The 21,757-nt window shown below is 42.7% G+C and carries 18 protein-coding genes; 10 read left to right on the plus strand and 8 right to left on the minus strand.

Going from position 1 to position 21,757, the window contains the following annotated elements; genetic code table 11:
* Position 1: 1 nt before the first annotated feature.
* Together H9628_RS02985 and H9628_RS02990 are read right to left on the minus strand one after the other, a co-directional pair.
* The gene (locus tag H9628_RS02985) at positions 2-2,650 is read right to left on the minus strand and encodes an AsmA family protein (protein WP_251832627.1); all 2,649 of its coding nucleotides are present in this window, start codon (positions 2,648-2,650) and stop codon (positions 2-4) included.
* Between the two features lie 19 nt (positions 2,651-2,669).
* Entirely contained in the window at positions 2,670-3,485 is an 816-nt protein-coding gene (locus H9628_RS02990; RefSeq protein ID WP_251832628.1) for a DUF2797 domain-containing protein, read from the minus strand.
* A gap of 68 nt (positions 3,486-3,553) precedes the next feature.
* Here H9628_RS02990 and H9628_RS02995 point away from each other — a divergent pair, with 68 nt between their 5' ends.
* The 5 genes from H9628_RS02995 to msrA all read left to right on the plus strand — a co-directional run bounded on the left by H9628_RS02995 (position 3,554) and on the right by msrA (position 9,936).
* Positions 3,554-4,582, plus strand: coding sequence for a GDP-mannose 4,6-dehydratase (locus H9628_RS02995; RefSeq protein WP_251832629.1), 1,029 nt, complete (start codon positions 3,554-3,556; stop codon positions 4,580-4,582).
* A gap of 95 nt (positions 4,583-4,677) precedes the next feature.
* Entirely contained in the window at positions 4,678-4,899 is a 222-nt protein-coding gene (locus H9628_RS03000) for a DUF2795 domain-containing protein (RefSeq protein ID WP_015807225.1), read from the plus strand.
* Between the two features lie 105 nt (positions 4,900-5,004).
* Positions 5,005-8,076 carry a preprotein translocase subunit SecA gene (secA, locus tag H9628_RS03005; protein ID WP_251832630.1) on the plus strand — a complete coding sequence of 1,024 codons (3,072 nt, stop codon included), beginning with the start codon at positions 5,005-5,007 and terminating at the stop codon, positions 8,074-8,076.
* A gap of 109 nt (positions 8,077-8,185) precedes the next feature.
* Positions 8,186-9,154, plus strand: coding sequence for an ROK family protein (locus H9628_RS03010; protein ID WP_251832631.1), 969 nt, complete (start codon positions 8,186-8,188; stop codon positions 9,152-9,154).
* Positions 9,155-9,282: 128 nt separating this feature from the next.
* Positions 9,283-9,936, plus strand: coding sequence for a peptide-methionine (S)-S-oxide reductase MsrA (msrA, locus tag H9628_RS03015; protein ID WP_251832632.1), 654 nt, complete (start codon positions 9,283-9,285; stop codon positions 9,934-9,936).
* 25 nt (positions 9,937-9,961) lie between these two features.
* Here the strand turns inward: msrA and H9628_RS03020 are convergent, their stop codons facing one another.
* The 6 genes from H9628_RS03020 to H9628_RS03045 form a co-directional block, all read right to left on the minus strand.
* On the minus strand, positions 9,962-10,528 hold the full coding sequence (locus tag H9628_RS03020; RefSeq protein ID WP_251832633.1) for a DUF3267 domain-containing protein: 567 nt from the start codon (positions 10,526-10,528) through the stop codon (positions 9,962-9,964).
* A gap of 92 nt (positions 10,529-10,620) precedes the next feature.
* Positions 10,621-12,759, minus strand: a complete 2,139-nt coding sequence (locus tag H9628_RS03025) for a S46 family peptidase (RefSeq protein WP_251832634.1) — start codon at positions 12,757-12,759, stop codon at positions 10,621-10,623.
* Between the two features lie 113 nt (positions 12,760-12,872).
* Positions 12,873-14,216 carry a T9SS type A sorting domain-containing protein gene (locus H9628_RS03030; protein WP_251832635.1) on the minus strand — a complete coding sequence of 448 codons (1,344 nt, stop codon included), beginning with the start codon at positions 14,214-14,216 and terminating at the stop codon, positions 12,873-12,875.
* Between the two features lie 143 nt (positions 14,217-14,359).
* A complete protein-coding gene (locus tag H9628_RS03035; RefSeq protein ID WP_251832636.1) occupies positions 14,360-14,815 on the minus strand; it encodes a GNAT family N-acetyltransferase in 456 nt (151 codons plus the stop codon).
* Positions 14,815-15,435 (minus strand): ribosome biogenesis GTP-binding protein YihA/YsxC, encoded by a 621-nt coding sequence (yihA, locus tag H9628_RS03040; RefSeq protein WP_251832637.1) that lies wholly within the window; start codon positions 15,433-15,435, stop codon positions 14,815-14,817. Before yihA ends, H9628_RS03035 begins: the two co-directional genes overlap by 1 nt.
* A 46-nt stretch (positions 15,436-15,481) precedes the next feature.
* Positions 15,482-16,249, minus strand: coding sequence for an alpha/beta fold hydrolase (locus tag H9628_RS03045; protein ID WP_251832638.1), 768 nt, complete (start codon positions 16,247-16,249; stop codon positions 15,482-15,484).
* A 251-nt stretch (positions 16,250-16,500) separates the two neighbouring features.
* Between H9628_RS03045 and mraZ the strand changes: the two genes are divergently transcribed.
* The 5 genes from mraZ to H9628_RS03070 are packed head-to-tail and all read left to right on the plus strand — an operon-like array spanning position 16,501 to position 21,741.
* On the plus strand, positions 16,501-16,971 hold the full coding sequence (gene mraZ, locus H9628_RS03050) for a division/cell wall cluster transcriptional repressor MraZ (protein ID WP_251832639.1): 471 nt from the start codon (positions 16,501-16,503) through the stop codon (positions 16,969-16,971).
* Between the two features lie 35 nt (positions 16,972-17,006).
* A complete protein-coding gene (gene rsmH / locus H9628_RS03055) occupies positions 17,007-17,900 on the plus strand; it encodes a 16S rRNA (cytosine(1402)-N(4))-methyltransferase RsmH (RefSeq protein ID WP_251832640.1) in 894 nt (297 codons plus the stop codon).
* 21 nt (positions 17,901-17,921) lie between these two features.
* On the plus strand, positions 17,922-18,287 hold the full coding sequence (locus H9628_RS03060; protein ID WP_251832641.1) for an FtsL-like putative cell division protein: 366 nt from the start codon (positions 17,922-17,924) through the stop codon (positions 18,285-18,287).
* Entirely contained in the window at positions 18,271-20,262 is a 1,992-nt protein-coding gene (locus H9628_RS03065) for a penicillin-binding transpeptidase domain-containing protein (RefSeq protein ID WP_251832642.1), read from the plus strand. The genes H9628_RS03060 and H9628_RS03065 overlap by 17 nt, the downstream gene beginning before the upstream one ends.
* Before the next feature lie 18 nt (positions 20,263-20,280).
* Positions 20,281-21,741, plus strand: a complete 1,461-nt coding sequence (locus tag H9628_RS03070) for a UDP-N-acetylmuramoyl-L-alanyl-D-glutamate--2,6-diaminopimelate ligase (protein ID WP_251832643.1) — start codon at positions 20,281-20,283, stop codon at positions 21,739-21,741.
* Positions 21,742-21,757: the final 16 nt, after the last annotated feature.

Genomic DNA, 21,757 nt, shown 5'->3' on the forward strand with positions numbered 1-21,757 from the left:
CTTAATCGGATTTTTTTCTGAACAGATTTTTGAGTCCTTTGGTTTTCCCGGAGACTTTTTCTTTTGTATCCTGCACTTTTTCTGAAACCGCTTCCTTGCTTTTCTTCAGGTCGTCCTTGTTTTCTTCGAGCGCGTTTTTCGTATTCTGAACGGTGTTTTTCATGGCCTGCTCGGTTTTTTCGGCATTGTTGCCGAGCAGCGTTTTCTTCAGACCTTGTTCAATGCCCTTCCAGAACATATTAAAGAATGATTTGGTTTGGTCCCGAACCACGTTTTCTACCTGTACCGACTCCGGATATTTCCCTGAATCTGACCGCACGAATATATTCGCTACCGCACTTAAAAGTTTGTTTTTTTCACCGTCTTCTTTCAGCAGTGCGACTTTCAGGTCGTGATGTTTAAGATTTAATGTGCCGTCAAGGCCATTGTAATTCCCTTTAAAATTAAAAATCAAATCGGAAATCAATCCCGTTGCGCGCACTTTCAGATAAGGTTCGATGAACGGATTCACCCGTGATGCCGGCAGGTCCGCTACGTTTCCTGCGATGGAGAACGCGTCAGTTTTATTCAAAACATCAAAATTCCATTTTACATTCATCGGTGAGGCGTTCATAAACCGGCAGTTTATCGTGATTAAAACCTGCGTCGGTTTTCCCTTCATCTTGCCGGAATTTATGTTTTTCACGTTCATATTGAAGTTTCCGAACGTAAGTTTTCCCGGCCCATCGCTCTTTTTCGTGTCTTCTTCATACTCGAGCACCGAATTTTTCACCTCCAGATTCTGTACATACATCGGCAGTTTCATATTTCGAAGTAATGAAGAGTACAATAATTTTTCGGTCAGGTCATCTTTTGGAATCTTACTGCGGAAAATGTTGGCATTCACCCCGTTTAAAGTGATTTGTGAAGCGTCCATAAATTTATTTTCAGACAGAAAATCCCACGTTCCGCTTGCTGAAACCTGCTTTACTTTAATATCATACAAGTCTTTTTCGGCGGGAATTCGGCGGATGAACTGTGCGCGTGAAAGCTTGGGCGTTGCGGCAAAATTCGACATCTGTACGGATTTGTTAGTGAATTTGAACCGGTCACCTTTAATATTATAGAACTCTGTATTGTAAACAAAGTGCTGCGTTGTAACATCGTAGGCACCGAATTTAAATGGAAAACGGTTTTTTACCGTCGAAGAATTCATTTCAATATTCCTGATATTGGCATTTAAAGACCTGAAATCAACCGGTGATTTTCCGTCATCGATGATGATGTTGCTGTTGCGTAGTGCTACATTGCCGATTTTCAGCGGAAACTGTATGCCGGAATATCCGTTCTTTTTGTCTTGATTTTTAGCGGTTAATATTTTTCCCTTCACCGAATTTACAAGCACATTGCCGACATCGAGTTTAAGTTTTTGTTCGATGAATTTCAGTTCATTTATTTTTACTTGAATCCTTTCCGCATCAAGGTCCATTACGGTTTTCGAACGGTTGGCAGAAACCGGACTCAGACGGATATTTCTTACGTCCGCAGATTTCGGGTTTAAAGCTAACGCTGCGAGCGTGATATTTTGATTTTCGGAAACGAAGCTGATTTGCCGTCCCGCCACACTGAAATCTGCATACTCGAATGGCAGCGTAGACTTTGAAGTCTCGCTGTTCATTAGAAACTTATTGATGTTGACGTTGAGGTTTCCTGCGCTCAGTTTTGGTGTGCCATTGGGCTGCAGAACGCTGATTTTTGCATTTTTAAACTGAACATCTTCCATATTTACCGTAAGGTTGAAATTTTTCTTTTTCGCGACGGCTTTAGAGTTTGTGGTGAAAATCTGAAGGTCAGGACTGTCGAAATTTGCATTGCTCAAAGCAATTTTCTCTTCGCTAAGTGCGATATCTTTGAAAGTCATTTCAGCAGCCTTGAAACGGTAAAGATTTTTTTGGTTTGGATGCGTTCGGGCAAAATTTGGGAATGAAATAAGCGGCGTCACAGCGAAATTCCTCACGCTCATTTTAGCATTTTCCGTAGTGATTGTTTCCGCCGTTATTGCGTAAACTTCCGTTGGACTGAAAAAAAACTCTTTTCCACGTATGTCGTAACGGTCGAAGATAAGCGGCAGCATTCGTTCGACGCTTTCCTCGCTCATCTGTATGTTTTCTACATTCAGCGCAAGATCTTTTACCGAAATAAACTTTTGGCCGGAATGCCGGGTCACTGCAATATTTCCGTTTTGGATATTTAAGTTTTCAATGGAGACCGGATTTCGCTTTTTACCTGTTTTATCGTCGACAGGTTTCGCAAGTCTTATCTGCAAATCCGGATTGACAAGCAAAAGGTTATCTGAACTGATAACTTTTTTGAAAAGTGCGCTGTAGATGCCCAGGCGGCTGATTGAAAGGGTATCGACCTTTCCTTTAATCCCGATGACATTGAGGTCAGCGCTTTTTTTGTTTTCGATTTCTACTTCGGTCGCAAGAATATCACCGCTGAAAAGGTCGACGTTGAGCGACTTATAGGCTATCTGGTAATCCGATTTTTTTTTAATGTAACCCCCAAGATTATTTCGGAGCCAGAAATTAGCACCAAAATTGATGATTAGCGTAATAAGAACTATTACCGCGAGGATTATGGAAGCAAGCCGAAAGTATTTTTTTTTCATCAGCTTGCTGATTAAAATACTATGCCAACGTCTCTTTTGGCTTTGTAATCGAAATTTCCACTACATAACCCTCATGTGCTCTCACATTGATGAAATTTCCGCCCTCAAAACTTAAATACTGGCCTTTGATCCCTCTCAGGATCCCTCCTACCTCCGGATTTTTGTCAAGGGTGCAGGACGAAATTTTTTCCGGCGCTTCATAAGGATAGTCAAGACGCTGCATTTCGCGCTCCATCGTATAAAAATTCTGAAAATTTTCGGGAAAATGATGTTTTATGCGTTCGCGGAAATCCACCAGATCGAGATCGTCCTCGAAATCGTCTTCGAGCATCTTTTTCCAGTTGGTTTTGTCGGCGATATGTTCTTTCAGCGCAACTTCGATCATTCCGGCTTCGTATCGGTTCGTTGTTTTGGCAATCGGAAGTGCGAATGTAGCACCTTGGTCGATCCAGCGCGTCGGCAGTTGTGATTCACGCGTGACGCCAACTTTTACTTCGCCTGTATAAGCCAGATACACGATGTGCGGCGCCAGCTGAATTTGCTGTTCAACCTCCAGATCCCGCTCCCCGATGCCGAGATGCGCAGTAGAAAGTTCAGGCCGGATGATGGTGTCGCTGGCGTAGGGACTTTCGAAAAAGCAGCGTTTGCAGAAGCCCATGCGGTATATTTTTTCGTCGCTGCGGCACGATACACACTCATATCCAACATGTTTTATCGTTAGGTTTTTTCCTATAACCTGATTCAGGTTGATGAGGTCATGTGAAAGATTTAGGAAATATTGTATCGGTTTTCCGTTCTGCGTGAACATCTTTAGGAGTTGGCCGCTAAACTGCATAACATTATTGTTTCAGTAAAAATAATGATTTGCTTTTAATTAAATTTGTCTGTCACAAAAAACAGTAGATGAATTATCTGATCACCGGCGGCAGCGGTTTCATAGGGTCGCATTTAGTAGAGTGTCTTTTACATAGCGGACATTCTGTCATTAATGTTGACAACTTTGATGATTTTTATAATTATCGAATCAAAATCCGCAACACACTGGAGTCTGTGGGTAAAAGTTTCGAATTCCCGTTTAATGAAAAGGAACATGATATTCAGAAACTCATTTTCGAAACCGAATCAGACCGCTACCGGCTTTATTATCAGGACATTCGCGATGCTGAAGGACTTGGGAAGATTTTCCGGAAACATAAAATAGATATGGTAGTACATCTGGCGGCACTAGCCGGTGTAAGACCATCAATCGAACAGCCCGGCAGATATGGTGAGGTCAATGTAAACGGAAGTATAAATCTGTGGGAAATCTGTGCTGAATTTAATGTAAATAAAGTGATATGCGCTTCAAGCTCAAGCGTTTACGGAAATAATGAAAAAATTCCCTTTACCGAAACGGATTCTGTGGATCAGCCGGTTTCACCTTACGCTGCCACTAAGAGATCTGCCGAAATTTTAGGTCATGTTTATCATCATCTTTATCATATAGATATGATTCATCTTAGATTCTTCACAGTTTACGGTCCGCGGCAAAGACCTGATCTTGCAATTCATAAGTTCGCAAAACTCATAAGCAGCAGAGAGTCAGTACCATTTTTTGGGGACGGCACTACAGCGCGGGATTATACTTATATAGATGACATCATTGCCGGAGTGACTGGCGCAATGCATTATCTGGAGCGCAATACCGGTGTTTATGAGATCGTTAACCTGGGGGAGAGCCGCATGGTCTCTTTAAATGAAATGCTTTCTACCATTGAGGAAAATCTGAGCATCAATGCGAAAAGAGAGTTGCTTCCGATGCAGCCTGGCGATGTGTTGCGAACCAATGCAGATATCGCCAAAGCACGCGCACTTTTCCACTATCGGCCGACCACAGATTTCCATTTTGGCATAAAAAAGTTTGTGGAATGGTTTTTGAGAAACGGATCGTGAAAAATTAATAAAAACCACGCAAATATTATTGGAAATCAGCGACAAAAACTTTTTTATGTCGCGTATTTTTTTACTTTTGCAAAAAATTATTTGATATGTATTGGACATTAGAACTGGCTTCATACCTGAGCGATGCGCCCTGGCCGATGACCAAAGCGGAATTGATTGATTATGCAATCCGCACAGGTGCACCTATGGAAGTGGTGGAAAATCTTCAGGCGATTGAAGACGAGGGTGAAATCTATGAATCCATAGAAGAAGTATGGAGTGATTACCCTACCGATGACGATTTCCTCTGGAATGAAGACGAATACTAAATTTTCTCAGGGCTTTAGGCAATTACTATAGCCCTATTTTATTAACATGAGGCACTGCGGTGCCACCATTTTTGCCAGGTTTGGCAGACACAAAGCGACAGACATATGGGTTTTATAGATACAGTTCTGAAAGGTTTTCTCGGCGATAAGAATGCAACTGACCTTAAAGAAGTAAAAAAAGTTGTTCAAAAGATAAAGCTGGTTGAACCAAAGATTCAGGAACTTACCGATGACGGGTTACGTGGAAAGACGGCAGAATTCAAAGAAAAAATTAAGACAGCTACAGCTTCCATCGCCACTCAGATTGAGCAGGTACAGGAGCAGATTAAGAATTCTTCCAATGTAGATGAGAAAGAAGAACTGTTCACGAAGGTTGAACAACTCAAGAAAGATTCATATCAGATCGAAGAAAAGATTTTAAATGAGATTCTTCCTGAGGCTTTTGCATTGGTGAAAGAAACCTCAAGAAGACTTGCTCAGAACGGCGAGATCCGAGTAAGTGCAACCGAACTTGACCGTGAACTTGCGGCAACTAAAGATTTCGTCGTACTGGAGGGTGAGACCGCTGTTTGGAAGAACAAATGGGATGCTGCCGGGACTCCGGTAGTTTGGGATATGGTTCATTATGATGTTCAGTTCATCGGTGGAGTAGTGCTGCACAGCGGAAAAATTGCCGAAATGGCTACCGGTGAAGGTAAAACGCTTGTCGGAACTTTACCTATTTATCTTAATGCACTTACCGGCCGTGGGGTTCACGTAGTAACCGTGAATGACTACCTAGCTAAACGTGACTCCGCATGGATGGGTCCACTATATCAGTTCCACGGCATGACGATCGACTGTATTGACCGTCATCAACCTAATTCTGATGCACGCCGAAAAGCATATCAGTGCAGCATCACCTATGGAACCAATAACGAATTTGGGTTCGATTACCTGCGGGACAATATGGTGACTTCACCTACAGAACTCGTTCAGGGTGAGCTGAATTTTGCAATTGTGGATGAGGTAGACTCCGTTTTGGTAGATGATGCGCGTACACCGCTTATTATTTCAGGTCCGGTTCCTCAGGGAGACCGTCAGGAATATGATGTGCTGAAGCCTTCTGTAGACAGAATTGTAGAAATCCAGAAGAAAACAGTATCTGCTATATTTAATGAGGCCAAAAAATTAATCGCGAACGGAAACACCAAAGAAGGTGGTTTCAAATTACTTCAGGCGTATCGCGGTTTACCAAAATCACGTCCTCTGATCAAATTTCTTTCTGAAAGCGGAAACAAAGCACTTCTTCAGAAAACCGAAGGCCAATACATGGCCGACAACAACAAAGAAATGCCGAAGGTTGACAAAGATCTATACTTTGTAATCGACGAAAAAAATAACCAAATCGACCTTACCGACAGAGGTGTGGAATATATGTCAGCAGGCAACGAAGACAAAGATTTCTTCGTCCTTAATGACATCGCCACCGAAATCGCTGAACTGGAGGCTAAAAATTTAACTAAAGAAGAAGAATTTGAAGCTAAGGAAAAACTTTTCAGCGATTTTGCCGTAAAATCTGAACGCGTACATACATTAAGCCAGCTTCTGAAAGCTTATACACTCTTCGAAAAAGACGATGAGTATGTGGTGATCGACGGAGAGGTGAAAATTGTAGATGAGCAGACGGGCCGTATCATGGAAGGTCGAAGATATTCTGATGGTTTACATCAGGCTATTGAAGCGAAGGAGAATGTGAAGATAGAAGCTGCGACGCAGACTTTCGCTACGATCACACTTCAGAACTACTTCCGTATGTACAACAAGCTTGCGGGTATGACGGGTACTGCGGAAACAGAAGCAAGCGAACTTTGGCAGATTTACAAACTTGATGTAGTGGTAATTCCGACCAACAAGCCGATTATCCGTGATGACAGACAGGATTTGGTTTTCAAAACCAACCGTGAAAAATATAACGCTGTAATTGAGGAAATTGAAAGGCTTACAGCTGCCGGAAGACCGGTTCTTGTAGGAACTACCTCGGTTGAAATTTCGCAGTTGCTTTCCAGAGCTTTACAGTTAAGAAAGATTCAGCATAACGTACTGAACGCGAAACTCCATGCAAAGGAAGCGGAAATCGTAGCAATGGCCGGTGGACCTGGCGTTGTGACAATCGCAACCAACATGGCAGGACGTGGTACAGACATCAAGCTTCAGGGCGAGGTGAAAGCCAACGGTGGTCTGGCGATCATCGGTACTGAAAGACACGATTCCCGTCGTGTTGACCGTCAGCTTCGTGGTAGAGCTGGAAGACAGGGAGACCCAGGTAGTTCGCAGTTTTACGTGTCGCTTGAAGATAATTTGATGCGTCTTTTCGGTTCCGAAAGAATTGCGAAAATGATGGACAGAATGGGTCATAAGGAAGGCGAGGTCATCCAGCACAGCATGATTTCTAAATCCATTGAGCGCGCGCAGAAAAAAGTAGAAGAGAACAACTTCGGGATCCGTAAGAGACTTTTGGAGTATGATGATGTGATGAACAAGCAGCGCGACGTGATCTACAAGCGAAGAAAGAATGCACTTTTTGGTGATCATCTTAAATATGACATCTCCAATATGATCTTTGATGTGTCACAATCCATCGTTACAAAGACAAAACTGGAGAACGACTACAAAGAGTTTGAATATGAGATCATCAAACATTTCACCATGGAAGCGCCGGTTTCTGAAAACGACTTTAAGACAAAACAGGTTCCGGAACTTGCAAACATCGTATTCAAGGCAGCTACAGAAGATTACCGGATGAAACTGGATCTGTTGAAAGAAAAATCGTTCCCGATCATTGAGAATGTATACCAAAATCAGGGATCACTCTTCAAGATGATTCAGGTACCGTTTTCAGACGGAATAAAGACGATGACCGTGGTTACAGACCTGAAAGAAGCATTCGAAACTAAATGTGAATCGCTGATTAACGATTTCGAGAAAAATATTTCATTGGCGATCATTGACGAAAACTGGAAACTTCACCTCAGAGAAATGGACGACCTGAGACGTTCTTCACAAGGTGCCGTTTATGAGCAAAAAGATCCTTTGGTTATTTACAAGCAAGAGTCTTTCTACCTCTTCAGCGAAATGGTAGAAAAAGTGAATAAGGAAATTGTTTCGTTCCTTTACAAAGGCGAAATTCCCGCGTAAATTCAGTACATAACGACTAATTTAAACGACTTCATCATGCATTGCATGGTGAAGTTTTTTTAAACATAATATGAATTTTTCGTATTTTTAGCGTCTTAATAATTATTGGATGGCATTAGTAGATTTGTCGAAGCAAGTAGCATTAGGCGTTGATATTGGCGGTACAAACACCAAATTCGGCATCGTAAACCATCGTGGCGAAATCCTTGAGAAAGGGAGGATGCGCACGGACAGTTTCGAACATCCCGAAGACTTTATCGAAGCGCTGTATGAGGCTGTAAGCCCTCATCTTGCGAAACATTCCAGCCAAAAGCAATTTGACGGCATTGGCGTGGGTGCTCCGAATGCCAATTATTATAGAGGAACGATCGAGCAGGCACCGAATCTCCGTTGGAAAGGTGTCATTCCATTTGCTGAACTGATAACGAAAAAGTTCGGTGTTCCTTGCAAGATGACTAATGACGCCAACGCAGCGGCTTACGGCGAAATGATGTTTGGAGCGGCGCGCGGCATGAAAGATTTCATCATGATGACCTTGGGAACCGGTGTGGGCAGTGGAATAATCTCTGGCGGAAAACTTATCTACGGTCACGATGGTTTTGCCGGTGAACTCGGACATACGATCGTAAAACCGGGTGGCCGGAAACATTGGAGTACTGGTTCTGAAGGTTCTTTGGAAGCGTATGCTTCTGCAACCGGAATCGCGATCACTGCCAAAAAGATGCGCGCAGAATTCCCCGATTCAATGCTGAATGATTATCCGGAGGAGGCAATCAATTCAAAAGTAGTACACGAATGTGCGAAAAAGGGTGATCCTACGGCAATTGAGGTCTTTAGATATACTGGCCAGAAGCTCGGTGAGGCATTGGCTAATTTTGTCATGTTTTCTTCACCGGAAGCCATCTTGCTGTTTGGTGGCGTGATCAAGGCAGGAGATTTCATACTAAAACCTACAAAACTGCACATGGAGCGCAACCTGTTGCCTATTTTCCGTAATAAAGTAAGGCTCGTGTTCAGCGAACTGGACGAAGCGGATGCCGCGATCCTGGGTGCAAGTGCTTTGGTTTGGGAAAAGTAGAGACTTAAAAATAACAAATGAACATCATTAAGATGTTCATTTTTGTTTCTGAATCATGGAAGTACCCGCTGCCATCGGAAAAAAGAACAATTTTTAAAATTTTAAGTATAGATAACCGTTATCACAGTATGAAAAACATTTTAGTATTTTTGATGTCATTAATTCTGACCTCATGTAACGGTCAGGAGGCGAAAAAACCTTTAAATAGAACCCCGAAAATGGATAAAGACAATTTGCAATATATCACCTTTGGTGGCGGATGCTTCTGGTGCGTGGAAAGCTGCTTTAATATGCTGAAAGGTGTAGATGCAGCGGTATCCGGCTACTCTGGCGGCCACAAAGCGAATCCCGCCTACGAAGAAGTTTGCACCGGCGAGACCGGCCATGCTGAAGTGGTGGAAATAGCCTACGACCCTAAAATAATTTCTTACGAACAATTGATGGACGTATTTTTCTTTCTTCACGATCCTACGCAACTGAACCGTCAGGGAAATGATATCGGAACGCAGTACCGCTCCGTGATTTTCTATAAAGATGAGACTGAAAAAGAGAAAGCTGAAGCTGCGATGAAAGCCTCTGAGGCCTCCGGAAGATGGAATGGTAAATATGTAACTGAAATCACAAAGTTTGAGAAGTTCTGGCCGGCGGAACAGTATCACCAGGGTTATTATAACGCAAACCCGAATCAGCCTTACTGCAGCGCGGTGGTTGGTCCGAAAATCGCCAAATTCAAAAAACATTACGGCGAACTTGGCATGCTGGAACCGGAAAATGAACAATAAAAAACAGCGGAGAATTTTCTCCGCTTTATTTTTGTCTGAAAATCGTGTAACCGGCTTCCGTAGGATGATCCTGAACAAAATCGTCGGGATCTTCTTTTTTGATTAACTGATAAATCATTAAATCACCTGCCGCAGCACCTGAAAATACAATTCCGAAAACGAGTAGAATAAGATTTCCAGTGAATAAACTGATGATTCCCGGAATAATACCCAATACAATGAATGGAGCCAGTAAAGCGATGATATAATGCCGGATTTTCAGAGGTTCTTTGCAATGGCAATAAGGTGTGAGCATTTTCCACAGAATTCCGAATTTTACAGATTTAAGACCCTTTCGCGCATACATAGCAAAAAAAATACCGTGGATTAATTCGTGAATTATGATTCCTATAATCATCCCGACAAGAGGTGAAAATAAATTCACAAAAATATGATCGCTGTCGAATAAATTACCGGAAAAACTGTTCTGCCATATGATGAAAAATGGCACTGCAAAGATTACAGTAAATAATACGAGAAATTTAATTGAAACCAGATTGGCTTTCATCAAATCAATAATTTTATCTTCCTTTTCAAAGTTTTCGAAATACATATATTTTTTTTCTTATTCAAATATAGATCAATTTCGTTCATAAAAAAACCCACCAAAAGACTTCGGTGGGCTGAATAATTGTTGAAAATTAATTATTTCACTAACGTCATTTCACTGATCAGGTGACCTGCTTTACCATATTTTTCGATGATCCAAAGAACCATTCTTACGTCAACGTTGATCGTTTTCTGCAGTTTCGGGTCGAAGATGATATCGCCGCTCAATGCTTCACTGTTTCCGTCGAATGCAAGACCTAAAAGGTGTCCGTTTCCATCAAGAATCGGCGAACCTGAGTTTCCACCTGTAATGTCGTTATCTGAAAGGAAATTTACAGGCATGAAACCTTTCTTGTCTTTGTACTGACCAAAATCTTTACGTTTTACCAAATCAAGGAAATCCTGCGGAAGATCAAATTCCTCATCTCCTTTTTTGTATTTGGCAACCATTCCGTTGATATCTGTGTAATAGTTGTTCTTTTGGTTGATTCCGAAATAATTTCTGTCGTTACGTACCGGCAAAGTCTGTACTGTACCTGTGGTAAGTCTCATCGTAGAGTTTGCATCCGGATAGAACGCTTTTTCCGGCTGAGATTTTCTTAAACCATCTAAAAATATGCGGCTGTTCTTAGCGAATGCCTCATCTACTTTTGCATATTTCTCGCCCGCAAGTTTCTGGTCGTTTACAAAACCGTTTGCAATTTTCATCATTGGATCTGCATCGATTTTCAGTCTGTCCGGGTTGTTAAGGAAATTCATTGCAGATTCTTTAGTCGCAAAAACCGAGGCGTAAGCTGTGTTTGAAAGCGTTTTGGCATCTACTGCCATCAAAGATGGTGATGCGTCTTCTTTTTTCACACGCTGCTGATAAAGTGCAACCATTGAATTCAGCATCTCGCCTTCAAGCTTGGTATTGAAACCATCGTACATTCTGTCGATTGCTTCAGTCACCTTAGGTTTCATTGCAGCTTGTCCTGCAGCATCCTGATCAGCATACGATTTCAGCATGGAGCCAAGTTGGTAAGCAATCATGATGTATTTTGCGTTACGCTGAAGCTGTGAAGAATAGTTACGCTCCACGTTTCGGCTTGAGAACTGCGTGTAATTGGCTTTTAAATCATTAAGAACGCTGCCGTACATCTTTTCGTTTTCCGGAAGAAGCGCCCACACGAGGAACTTGTCTTCTAGACGCTTTTTGTCAGCGATCGTACCGTTTTTATTTACCGCATCGATAGTTCCCTGACGGTTTTTCCAATAGTTTGCAACAGATGCATACTGTGAAGCATAGTCAAGCTTCGTGGCTTGGTCTGTGTCCATGTATTTTTTCATCACGTCCATCGCTACTTTCGACGCTTCCACCCAAGCCGGATAATCTTTCTGCACCATTTGCTCTATACCGAAAGAAGTAAGGTAACGGTTAGTACGGCCAGGGAAACCTACGATCATAGTAAAATCACCAGGCTGATAACCTTTAAGAGAAATCGGAAGTGCATGCTTAGGCTTCATTGGAACGTTGGTCGGCGAATATTCAGCTGGGTTTCCGTTTGCATCAGCATACACACGGAAAACAGAGAAATCTGCTGTATGACGTGGCCACTCCCAGTTATCGGTATCACCACCGAATTTACCTAGCGCGTTTGGAGGTGTTCCTACCAATCTTACATCTTTAAAATCTTGGTATACAAAGTAGTAGAATTCATTTCCGTTAAAGAAATCTCTTACAACCACGGTGTATTTTCCGTTTTCAGAGTTCTCTGTCTGGATTGCTTTATATTCTGCATCAATCACCGATTTTCTTTGCTCGGCAGTCATGTTGTTATTCAGTTTCGCATTGATGCGGCTTGTAGCATCATCCATTCTTACCAGAAAGCGAACTGAAAGTCCCGGTGCCGGAAGTTCTTCGCTTTTTTTCATTGCCCAGAAGCCGTTCGTAAGATGGTCTTTCTGAGGTGTTGAAAGTGCTGCGATCTGTCCGTATCCACAGTGGTGATTTGTAAAAAGTAATCCTTCTTTAGAAACCATTTCGGCAGTACATCCGCCGCCAAACTGCACGATGGCGTCTTTAAGGCTGGATTGATTTACAGAATATATCTCTTCAGGTGTGAGTTTCAACCCCTGTTTCTGAAGGTCTGTACCATTTAGTCTTTTGATCATGGTCATCAGCCACATACCCTCATCGGCTTTCAGCTGCAGAAAGCTCATCATAAAGGTGAGCAGTAAAAATACTTTTTTCATTGATAAATTATTTAATGAGGGCTAAATTAAGAAAAACCTTTTCAAATCTGCATTTTTGGCATAAAAAAATGGATGAACTTTCGCCCATCCATTAAGTTGTCATCTTTAAAGTATTACTTTTTGATAAGCTTGGTATTTTCTACCGCGCCACCGCCATAATAAACCTGAAGGATGTATGTTCCTTTTGCCAATGATGATACGTTGATCTGCTTGTCTGCTTTGAAAGACTGAACTTTTTTACCTGACATATCGATTACTGTAATGTTTTCGATTTTTCTGTCAGCAGATACAGTTACGATATCAGTTGCTGGGTTAGGATATACTTTAAGTGAAGATTTCACTGCGTTATCTGAAGTTCCAAGTGCAAGGTTACCGCTGAATTTCAGAATACCTGTAGAACCTGTAGGGCCGTCGCTGAACTGTCCTGCCCATCCTGTTGTAGGGTTAAGGAACTGAACTTTACCGCGCTGGCTGCCAGTGTCGATGCTCACCCAGGTAACACCTCCATCAGTTGAATAAGAAGAACCCATCCAGCTTGGATCACCTGAATTGATACCTGTAGAAACATAAGTGTTCGCAGTTCCCGGAACATAAGTGATGTCGCCAAAATACCAGGTACCTGTAGGTGACAGAGGATCCCAAGTTGCTCCAGCGTCATCAGATGAATAAAGACTTGCTGTGGTAGTTCCCGGTGAGTCTGCACCATCTACAGCGATCAGAAGACCGTTGTTTGCATCTTTGAATGCAAAAGCACCTGAAGATCCTGAAGTTGTAACACCACCAAAGTCAAGTACAGGGCTGAATGAAGCTGTCCAAGTTGCGCCTCTGTCTGTTGATCTAAGAATTCTACCGATGTCAGTTCCGATCCAGATGTTATCTCCTACTACTTCTTTTAGAGCTACATAACCGAAATCACCCAAAGCAGCTGGTCTTCCCGGTACTAATGTCCAGGTAGTACCGCCATTGCTGGTTTTGTACATTTCGAAGAAGCCACCTATTGGGTCACCGGCAGTCCATCCTTCGTTCGCATCCCAGAAATAGATCTGGTTACCGAATGAACCTGATGTATAACCAGACGTCTGCTGGGTCCAGTTTGCGCCACCGTTAGTTGTTTTCCAGATTCTGTTTGCATTGGTTCCTGCAGTATGCGGAGCAGTGATGATCCATGCAGTGTTGGCATCCAAAGCCGAAATATCAGAAATAAGTGCGTTGGAACCAGGTCCGGCAACAGTTGTTGCAGTCCAGGTAGCACCTCCGTCAGTTGTACGTGAAACAACTTTTGGATAAGTTCCAGCTCCTGATCCGTCGTAAGCGAATGTCCAAACAGTATTCGCGTCTACGATATCAATCTCGTCAACCCCAAAATTTGCGGGGAATTTTGTGCCTTGTGGCACCCAGGTTTGTGCCTGGGCAGCCATAGAAACTAGCGCTAAGCCAGTAAGTAAAAGTTTTTTCATAATCTTTTAAATTGAATGATTTTCGGTAAAATTATATAATTAAAGACTATTACGCAACTTATTTTATTATTTTTTCATCAAATATTCATATTTCATGTATAATGCGGAATTCGGCGGTTATCGCTGTAAAGCTCGATATAGCCTTAGTTTCCGCGTTTATACATTTCAGTATGTGGAATGTCGTCTTCTAAATATTTGTGTCCAGTATCTACAAAGCCAAATTCGCTGTAAAACTTTAAAAGATAATCCTGCGCTGAAATTCTGATACCGGCTGCACCAAAGCGTGTTTCGATTGCATCAAGTGCAATTCGAAGTAAGCTCCGGCCCAAATTCTTTCCGCGGAAATCCGGATGCGTCAGCACTCTTCCAATCGAGGCCTCCTCATATTTAAGTCCCGGCGCGAAAATGCGACAGTAGGCTGAAATTTTTCCTTCAGTTTTGCGCCAGATATGGACAGCAGCTTCATCATGGCCATCCGCGTCTAAATAATGACAGGTCTGCTCCACCACAAAGACCTCCTGGCGGACTTTCAAAATTTCATACAATTCGGAAGTGGAAAGCTCCGGGAACTCTTTAATCTTCCATACAGAACGCTGCATTAGCTGAAGTTTACTTTATTTTTCTGCAAAAACTCATTAGTGGTTGTTATGAGTTTTAATATGTCGTCTGTACCGGTTCGTTTTTCGGCTGAAGTGAGAAATATTTCTGGCAATTCTTCCCACGTTTCAAGTAACTCCTTTTTGTAATTTTCTACATTGTCGATGGCTGCATTGGGTTTCAACTTGTCGGCTTTTGTGAAAACGATCGAAAATGGAACGCCATTCTCGCCACACCAACCGATGAATTCCAAATCAATTTTCTGCGGAGTATGTCTTGAGTCTACCAGAACAAAAAGATTGACCAGGTTTTTCCGGTTAAGAATATAGTTAGTGATCAGTTTCTCGAAATCTTTCCGCATACTTTTTGACACACGTGCGTAGCCATAACCCGGTAAATCAGTCAGATACCAGTTTTCATTGATTAAAAAATGGTTGATTAACTGCGTTTTACCCGGGGTTTGAGATGTTTTTGCGAGGTCCTTATGGTTCAGCATTCCGTTGATAAGCGAGGATTTTCCTACGTTTGATCTGCCGATGAAGGCGTATTCGGGAAGTGTTGGTTCTGGACATTCCTGCCATTTCGAGCTGCTTTTTAAGAATTCAGCGGTTTTTATTATCATGGTATTTTATTACTTGTATTAAACAAAAAAGGAAGCAATCGCTTCCTTATTTTTTCTCATTCTGCTGAAGCCAGTCATACAAAATCTGGTTGAATTCTTCAGGTTTTTCCATCATTGCGGCATGTCCACACTTGTCAATCCAGTACAGGCTGGAATTCGGTAAAGATTTATGCATATCGTCAGCCACTTCCGGCGGCGTCACATTATCCTGTTTCCCCCAGATCAGGCAAACCGGTGCGGTGATTTTAGGCAAATCATTCAGCATGTTATGTTTGATTGCGCTTCGGGCCAGCATTACGGTCTTTATGCCTTTCATCCTGTCATTCACTACGCCGAAAACTTCGTCCACCAACTCATCTGTGGCTACTATCGGGTCATAGAAAACTTCTTCAGTTTTTTTTCGGATGTAGCTTTTGTCAGATTTCCGCGGGAAACTGTCGCCAAAAGTACGTTCGTAAAGCCCGGAACTTCCGGTCAGAACCAGGTTCTTAACAAGGTCGGGGCGCGCCAGCGTGAGGATGAGACCTATGTGGCCTCCCATAGAATTGCCGACGATGGTGGCGGGTTCAGTGCATTTTTCATCAATGAATTTAGCAACGTATTTCGCAATAGTTGTAAGATTCGTGTGCAGCACAGGCAAGTCGTAGATCGGGAGTACGGGTACCAGGACACGGTAACCTTTTTCCGAGAAGAATTTTACCGTCTTGTCAAAGTTACTTAAACCGCCCATAAGGCCATGCAGCAAAATCAGCGGATGCCCTTCTCCAGCCTCGATGAAAGAGAATTTTTTTTCTTTTTTCGTAATGAATCTCATAAAGTTGCTTCCTAAGCCTTGCAAAAATACAAATTAAAGACCATAAATTTTATGTCGTCAATTAATCATTGAAATATTATAAAAAAGTAGCCACTCCGGAATTTGGCTAAGCGAAAAATCCACTCGTTCCATGTTTGCCTTAAGTGCTTTGAATTCAATATTTTAAACCGTAAAGTAAAACTTATTAACATTAAGTCAAAAAGTGGGAAAAAGTGGGAGCTTTTAGAATTTTTTATATAAATTTGTCCCAAATGAAGAATTTCATCGGTACATATGAATGCAAAATAGACGATAAAGGCCGTCTTAAACTTCCATCCTCCCTGGTAAAACAGATGGAGAACTTTGGAAGTGCAACTTATGTGGTGAAACGTTCAGTTTTTCAATCATGTTTGGAAGTGTATCCGATGTCCGGTTGGGAAAAACTGATGGAAAAAATTAACAGGCTGAACCGCTTCCAGAAGAAAAACGCCGATTTTATCAGGCAGTTCACGGCAGGTTTGAAAATCTTGGAGCCTGACAATGCAGGAAGACTTCAGATTCCGAAAGACCTGATCAATTTTGCCTCACTTAGAAAAGAAATCGTCATCACAAGCGCGGGCGAACTCTTCGAAATTTGGGATAAAGACACTTATGAAAGTGTGATTGCGACCTCGGAAGAAGATTTTGCCAAACTTGCAGAAGATGTCATGGGCGACATTAGTTTCGCTGATGACCAAATATAGCTGTAAATACGACTTCTTTAAAAAAAATAAAAAGAATGTATCACAACCCGGTTTTGCTGACGAAAAGTGTGGATGATTTGGTGACGAATCCCGCTGGTACTTATGTGGACGTCACTTTCGGTGGTGGTGGCCATTCGGGAGAGATCCTGCGCAGGCTGACGCCGGAAGGTCGGCTTTATAGTTTTGATCAGGATTTGGATGCGCTAAAAAATACCATCGCAGACCAGCGGTTTACGCTCGTGAACCAAAATTTCCGTTTTTTAGAGAACTCCTTATTAATGTATGGGGTAAATCAGGTGGATGGTGTTTTGGCAGATCTTGGTGTTTCTTCACATCAGTTTGATGCAGCCGAACGCGGGTTTTCCACGCGGAGTGATGCTCCGCTGGATATGCGGATGAACGTGCAGCAATCGATTGATGCTAAAAAAGTCATTAATGAATATGAGGAGGAGCAGCTCGCTGACCTGTTTTATTATTATGGCGAACTGCGTGAAGCCCGCAAACTGGCTCGGGAGATCGTTCATCACCGTAAGCTAAATCCCATTAACACAACAGGCGAGCTAAAAAATCTGTTCAGTTATATTCCGCAATTTAAGCAGAACAAATTTTTTGCGCAGGTGTTTCAGGCTATCCGAATTGAAGTAAACCAGGAGCTTGAAGCGCTGAAAGAGATGCTGGTACAGGCTCACAGAATTTTGAAACCGGGCGGAAGACTTGTAGTGATATCTTATCATTCGCTTGAGGACCGGCTGGTAAAGCGTTTTCTGAAAAACGGCATGTTCGAAGGCGAGCCGTCACGTGATATTTATGGCAACTTCAGCAAAACATTTGAGCTTCTGCAAAGCAAGGCTTTCGTTCCGGATAACGACGAAATAGAACAGAATTCCCGTGCAAGAAGCGCGAAAATGCGTGTGGGAACTAAACTTTAAGATTTAATTTTAATATAAATTTTGGCTAAAAAAGGCACATACAAAGCCCCTAAGAGACTCACCTTCATTGATATTGTGAAGGGGAACTTCCTGAACCGCGATGAGGTGAAAATTCACTATCGCTATTTCCTGCTGGTTTTTGTCCTGCTGATGATTATGATCTATAGCAACCACCTCGTAAGCCAAAAGATAGAACTGGTAAATGACCTGAAGGAACAAACGGAGGAGTATAAATCCCGAAATGCCTACGCCCAAAGCAGGCTTATCAAGGTAAAACTAGAATCTGAATTAGGTAAAGAAATGGTGCAGGACTCACTGCTGTCTCTCGAAAACCATCCGCATAAACTTTTGATCAAACTCGACAGTACAGATGGCGATACAGAATGAATTCGAAGCTAAGCGCTCCAAAACATTGCGTTGGGGCTACCTCTTTGCGGCGGTGGCAATCATCGTATTTGTGGTTTTCCTCGCCAGGATTTTGGTTCTGCAGAATACCAATGTACAGGCGATCAAAGACGATTATATCAGCAAAAATTACCGTGAAGCAAAGCTCAAGGCTGCGCGCGGAAACCTTTACGCTGCAGACGGTTCTATCCTTGCAACTACGGTGATGCGATATGATGTGTATATCGATTTTAAAACTATTAAAGACACCGCTTACACCAATAATATCGGTCCACTTACAGATTCACTTTCCACAATGTTCGGAAAGCCAAGAAGCTATTTTCGTGACCGGCTCGATCAGCAGAGAAAAGCTCAAAATCAGTACTATTCACTAGTAAAAGGTCTTGATTTCGATGAATATGACCGCATCCGAAAATTCCCGATTTTCAAAAAAGGTAAAAATAAAGGAGGATTCATCGTTGACCGGAACTTCAAACGGGAACTTGCAACCACCCAAATCGGGGCAGGCACCATAGGCATGGACAATGGCGTTTCGCAATCTGGTCTTGAAGGCGCGTTTTCGAAATATCTCCGCGGCACAGACGGGACTCGGCTCGAACAGCGTGTGAACTCAAGCCAATGGAAACCTATCGATTATTGGAAAGTAAAAGAACCCGTTGACGGACAGGACGTTTATACAACAATCGATCTTCGAATTCAGGATATCGCCCATTCGGCGCTCGAAAAGCAACTCATCAATTTTGATGCAGATCATGGCTGCGTGCTCGTGATGGAAGTAGCGACAGGTAAAGTGAAAGCGATGGTAAATCTAAAGCGCACGGAGCCCGGAATGTACGTAGATTCTTACAATTATGCACTGAAAGACGCTACTGAACCTGGTTCTACATTTAAAACAGTTTCGCTTCTGGCGGCAATGGATGATGGTTTTATTGATGACAAAACTACTGTGAACGTGGGCAACGGCGTATGGACTTACGCAAAGCAGCGTATTTCCGACGGACATGGCGGTGGCGAATATGAGATTGCAGACGTCCTGGCGAAATCGAGTAACGTAGGTTCGGCAAAACTTATCACTCAATATTATGCGGATAAACCTCAGGTTTTCCTTGATCATCTCAAGCGTTGGAAAATGTTTGATAAAATGGACATTGAACTGCCGGGAATTACCAAACCTTACATCGTAACACCTGAAAATAAACGTTGGAATGCCGCTACCCTGGCATCACTGGCGTATGGCTATTCTTCGAGGTTTAATCTTCTGCAGCTTACCACTTTTTATAACGGGATCGCCAACAACGGAACGATGCTGAAGCCTTTGTTCATCGATAAGATTCTGAAAGACGGACAGCAGCTTTATGTCGCTAAACCGGAAGTAATGGTAAAAAAAATGGCTTCAAAAGAAGCGATTGCAATGATGACAGGTGCGCTGACAAAGGCGGTGGAGAAAGGAACGGCAAAAAGTATCTTCACACCAAACCTGAAAATGGCGGGTAAAACCGGAACCGCACGTTTTGAATACTGGAAACCGGGCCCTCCGAAATATCAGGCGAGTTTCGCCGGATTTTATCCTGCAGACAACCCGAAATATACGTGTATTGTCATGATCAATCAGCCGGACAATTCGAAAAGTTTTTACGGATCCACGGTTGCAGCGCCAGTATTTAAGGAAATAGCGGGTAAAACATTCCTGAAAACGCCACAGAATGTAGAGCCTGAGCTCCTTGTTGACAAAAAAGTGGATCTGAGCCGCATGGTTGCCCCAAATGTGAAAGTAGCCGTGCGAGGAAAGCAAATGCCCCGCGTCGTCGGACTTATCGGTAAAAATGTGATTCCACAGCTTGAAAATTTGGGCTATAGAGTTGATTATAAAGGCGTCGGAAGAATCATGGAGCAGTTTCCGCTTGAAGGAACTGTCATCAAGAAAGACCAGAAAATTTACCTCAGTTTACAGAATTAAAGCCCGCATACAGATATAATGACATTAGACCAATTAATATTACAGGTTCCGTATCTCGAGATCGTTGGTAAAACGGATCGGGAGATCACAGCGCTCGTTTCAGACAGTCGCCAGACCGGTCCGGCGACGTTGTATGTGGCAGTGCAAGGCACGCTTGCGGACGGACATGATTATATTAATGCAGCTGCAGATAAAGGCGCGGAGGCCATCGTCTGTGAAAAACTTCCGGGCGAAATCAATGCTGACGTGACGTACATCCTTGTGCAGGACAGCGCCAAGGCTTTGGGCAAACTTGCAGCTAATTTTTACGGAAATCCATCGGAGAAACTGAGTCTGATCGGCATCACCGGTACAAATGGAAAGACATCGGTCACCACGATGCTGTTTGATATTTTTAAAAATTTAGGCTTTAAATCCGTCCTTATCTCAACAGTAGAATATAGAATTGCGGACAAAATACTGCCATCTACACACACCACGCCGGATGTTATCACTTTAAATAAACTGCTTTCGCAGGCTGTAGATGCAGGCTGTGAATATGCATTTATGGAAGTTTCCTCGCACGGCATTCATCAGCGCAGAACGGAAGGTTTAAATTTTAAAGTCGCCGGTTTTACCAATATTTCACATGATCATCTAGATTATCACCATACTTTCAGCGAATATCTTAAAACCAAAAAACAGTTTTTCGATAACCTCTCGCCTGATGCTGTAGCCATCACCAATCTAGATGATAAAAACGGATCGGTAATGTTGCAAAATACGACGGCTAAAAAGAAATCCTATGCGCTGAAAACAATGGCAGATTATCATGGGAAAGTGATCGAGGCAGATTTTAATGGGATGCTGATGAACTTTCAGGGCAAGGAGTTCTGGACGACTTTTAGTGGGAAATTCAATGCATACAATCTTCTCCTGGCGTACGCCGTGGCGGTGGAATGCGGTTTCGATACGGAAGATGTGCTTAAAGCAATATCCACTTTAAGCCGTGTAAAAGGAAGGTTTGAAACACTGAAATCAGACGGCGGAATCTTTTTCGTCATCGATTATGCACATACGCCCGACGCACTCGACAATATTCTGGAATCCATCAACGAGATCCGAACAAAAAACGAAAGGTTAATTACTGTCTTCGGTTGTGGCGGTGACCGCGATCATGAAAAACGCCCCGAAATGGGCAAGATTGCCACCCGGAAATCTACACTTGCGATCATTACCTCAGACAATCCACGGACAGAAAAGCCTGAAGATATCATTAAAGAAATAGAAGCCGGTGTAGAACCGCAAAATTACAGCAAGTACACCTCTATTCCGGACCGAAGGGGCGCAATCAAGATGGCGATAAAATTCGCTGAGCCTAAAGATATCATCCTGGTTGCGGGAAAAGGCCACGAGAATTATCAGGAAATCAATGGCGAACGCGTTCATTTTGATGACAAAGAAACCGTGCTCGAACTCGCACGCATGATGTCCAAGTAAAATATTTAATAAAAAC

Origin of the sequence: Kaistella pullorum, assembly GCF_014837035.1 — a bacterium.
In the GTDB taxonomy this organism is placed as follows: Bacteria; Bacteroidota; Bacteroidia; order Flavobacteriales; family Weeksellaceae; genus Kaistella; species Kaistella rhinocerotis.

What these genes read in the sequence shown, in the direction of transcription:
- H9628_RS03010 (WP_251832631.1), top strand. Translation starts at nt 8,186, where the DNA reads ATGGCATTAGTAGATTTGTCGAAGCAAGTAGCATTAGGCGTTGATATT.
- H9628_RS02985 (WP_251832627.1), bottom strand. Translation starts at nt 2,650, where the DNA reads ATGAAAAAAAAATACTTTCGGCTTGCTTCCATAATCCTCGCGGTAATA.
- H9628_RS02990 (WP_251832628.1), bottom strand. Translation starts at nt 3,485, where the DNA reads ATGCAGTTTAGCGGCCAACTCCTAAAGATGTTCACGCAGAACGGAAAA.
- msrA (WP_251832632.1), top strand. Translation starts at nt 9,283, where the DNA reads ATGAAAAACATTTTAGTATTTTTGATGTCATTAATTCTGACCTCATGT.
- H9628_RS03045 (WP_251832638.1), bottom strand. Translation starts at nt 16,249, where the DNA reads ATGAGATTCATTACGAAAAAAGAAAAAAAATTCTCTTTCATCGAGGCT.
- mraZ (WP_251832639.1), top strand. Translation starts at nt 16,501, where the DNA reads ATGAAGAATTTCATCGGTACATATGAATGCAAAATAGACGATAAAGGC.
- secA (WP_251832630.1), top strand. Translation starts at nt 5,005, where the DNA reads ATGGGTTTTATAGATACAGTTCTGAAAGGTTTTCTCGGCGATAAGAAT.
- H9628_RS02995 (WP_251832629.1), top strand. Translation starts at nt 3,554, where the DNA reads ATGAATTATCTGATCACCGGCGGCAGCGGTTTCATAGGGTCGCATTTA.
- H9628_RS03035 (WP_251832636.1), bottom strand. Translation starts at nt 14,815, where the DNA reads ATGCAGCGTTCTGTATGGAAGATTAAAGAGTTCCCGGAGCTTTCCACT.
- H9628_RS03030 (WP_251832635.1), bottom strand. Translation starts at nt 14,216, where the DNA reads ATGAAAAAACTTTTACTTACTGGCTTAGCGCTAGTTTCTATGGCTGCC.
- H9628_RS03025 (WP_251832634.1), bottom strand. Translation starts at nt 12,759, where the DNA reads ATGAAAAAAGTATTTTTACTGCTCACCTTTATGATGAGCTTTCTGCAG.
- H9628_RS03000 (WP_015807225.1), top strand. Translation starts at nt 4,678, where the DNA reads ATGTATTGGACATTAGAACTGGCTTCATACCTGAGCGATGCGCCCTGG.
- rsmH (WP_251832640.1), top strand. Translation starts at nt 17,007, where the DNA reads ATGTATCACAACCCGGTTTTGCTGACGAAAAGTGTGGATGATTTGGTG.
- H9628_RS03020 (WP_251832633.1), bottom strand. Translation starts at nt 10,528, where the DNA reads ATGTATTTCGAAAACTTTGAAAAGGAAGATAAAATTATTGATTTGATG.
- H9628_RS03070 (WP_251832643.1), top strand. Translation starts at nt 20,281, where the DNA reads ATGACATTAGACCAATTAATATTACAGGTTCCGTATCTCGAGATCGTT.
- H9628_RS03065 (WP_251832642.1), top strand. Translation starts at nt 18,271, where the DNA reads ATGGCGATACAGAATGAATTCGAAGCTAAGCGCTCCAAAACATTGCGT.
- yihA (WP_251832637.1), bottom strand. Translation starts at nt 15,435, where the DNA reads ATGATAATAAAAACCGCTGAATTCTTAAAAAGCAGCTCGAAATGGCAG.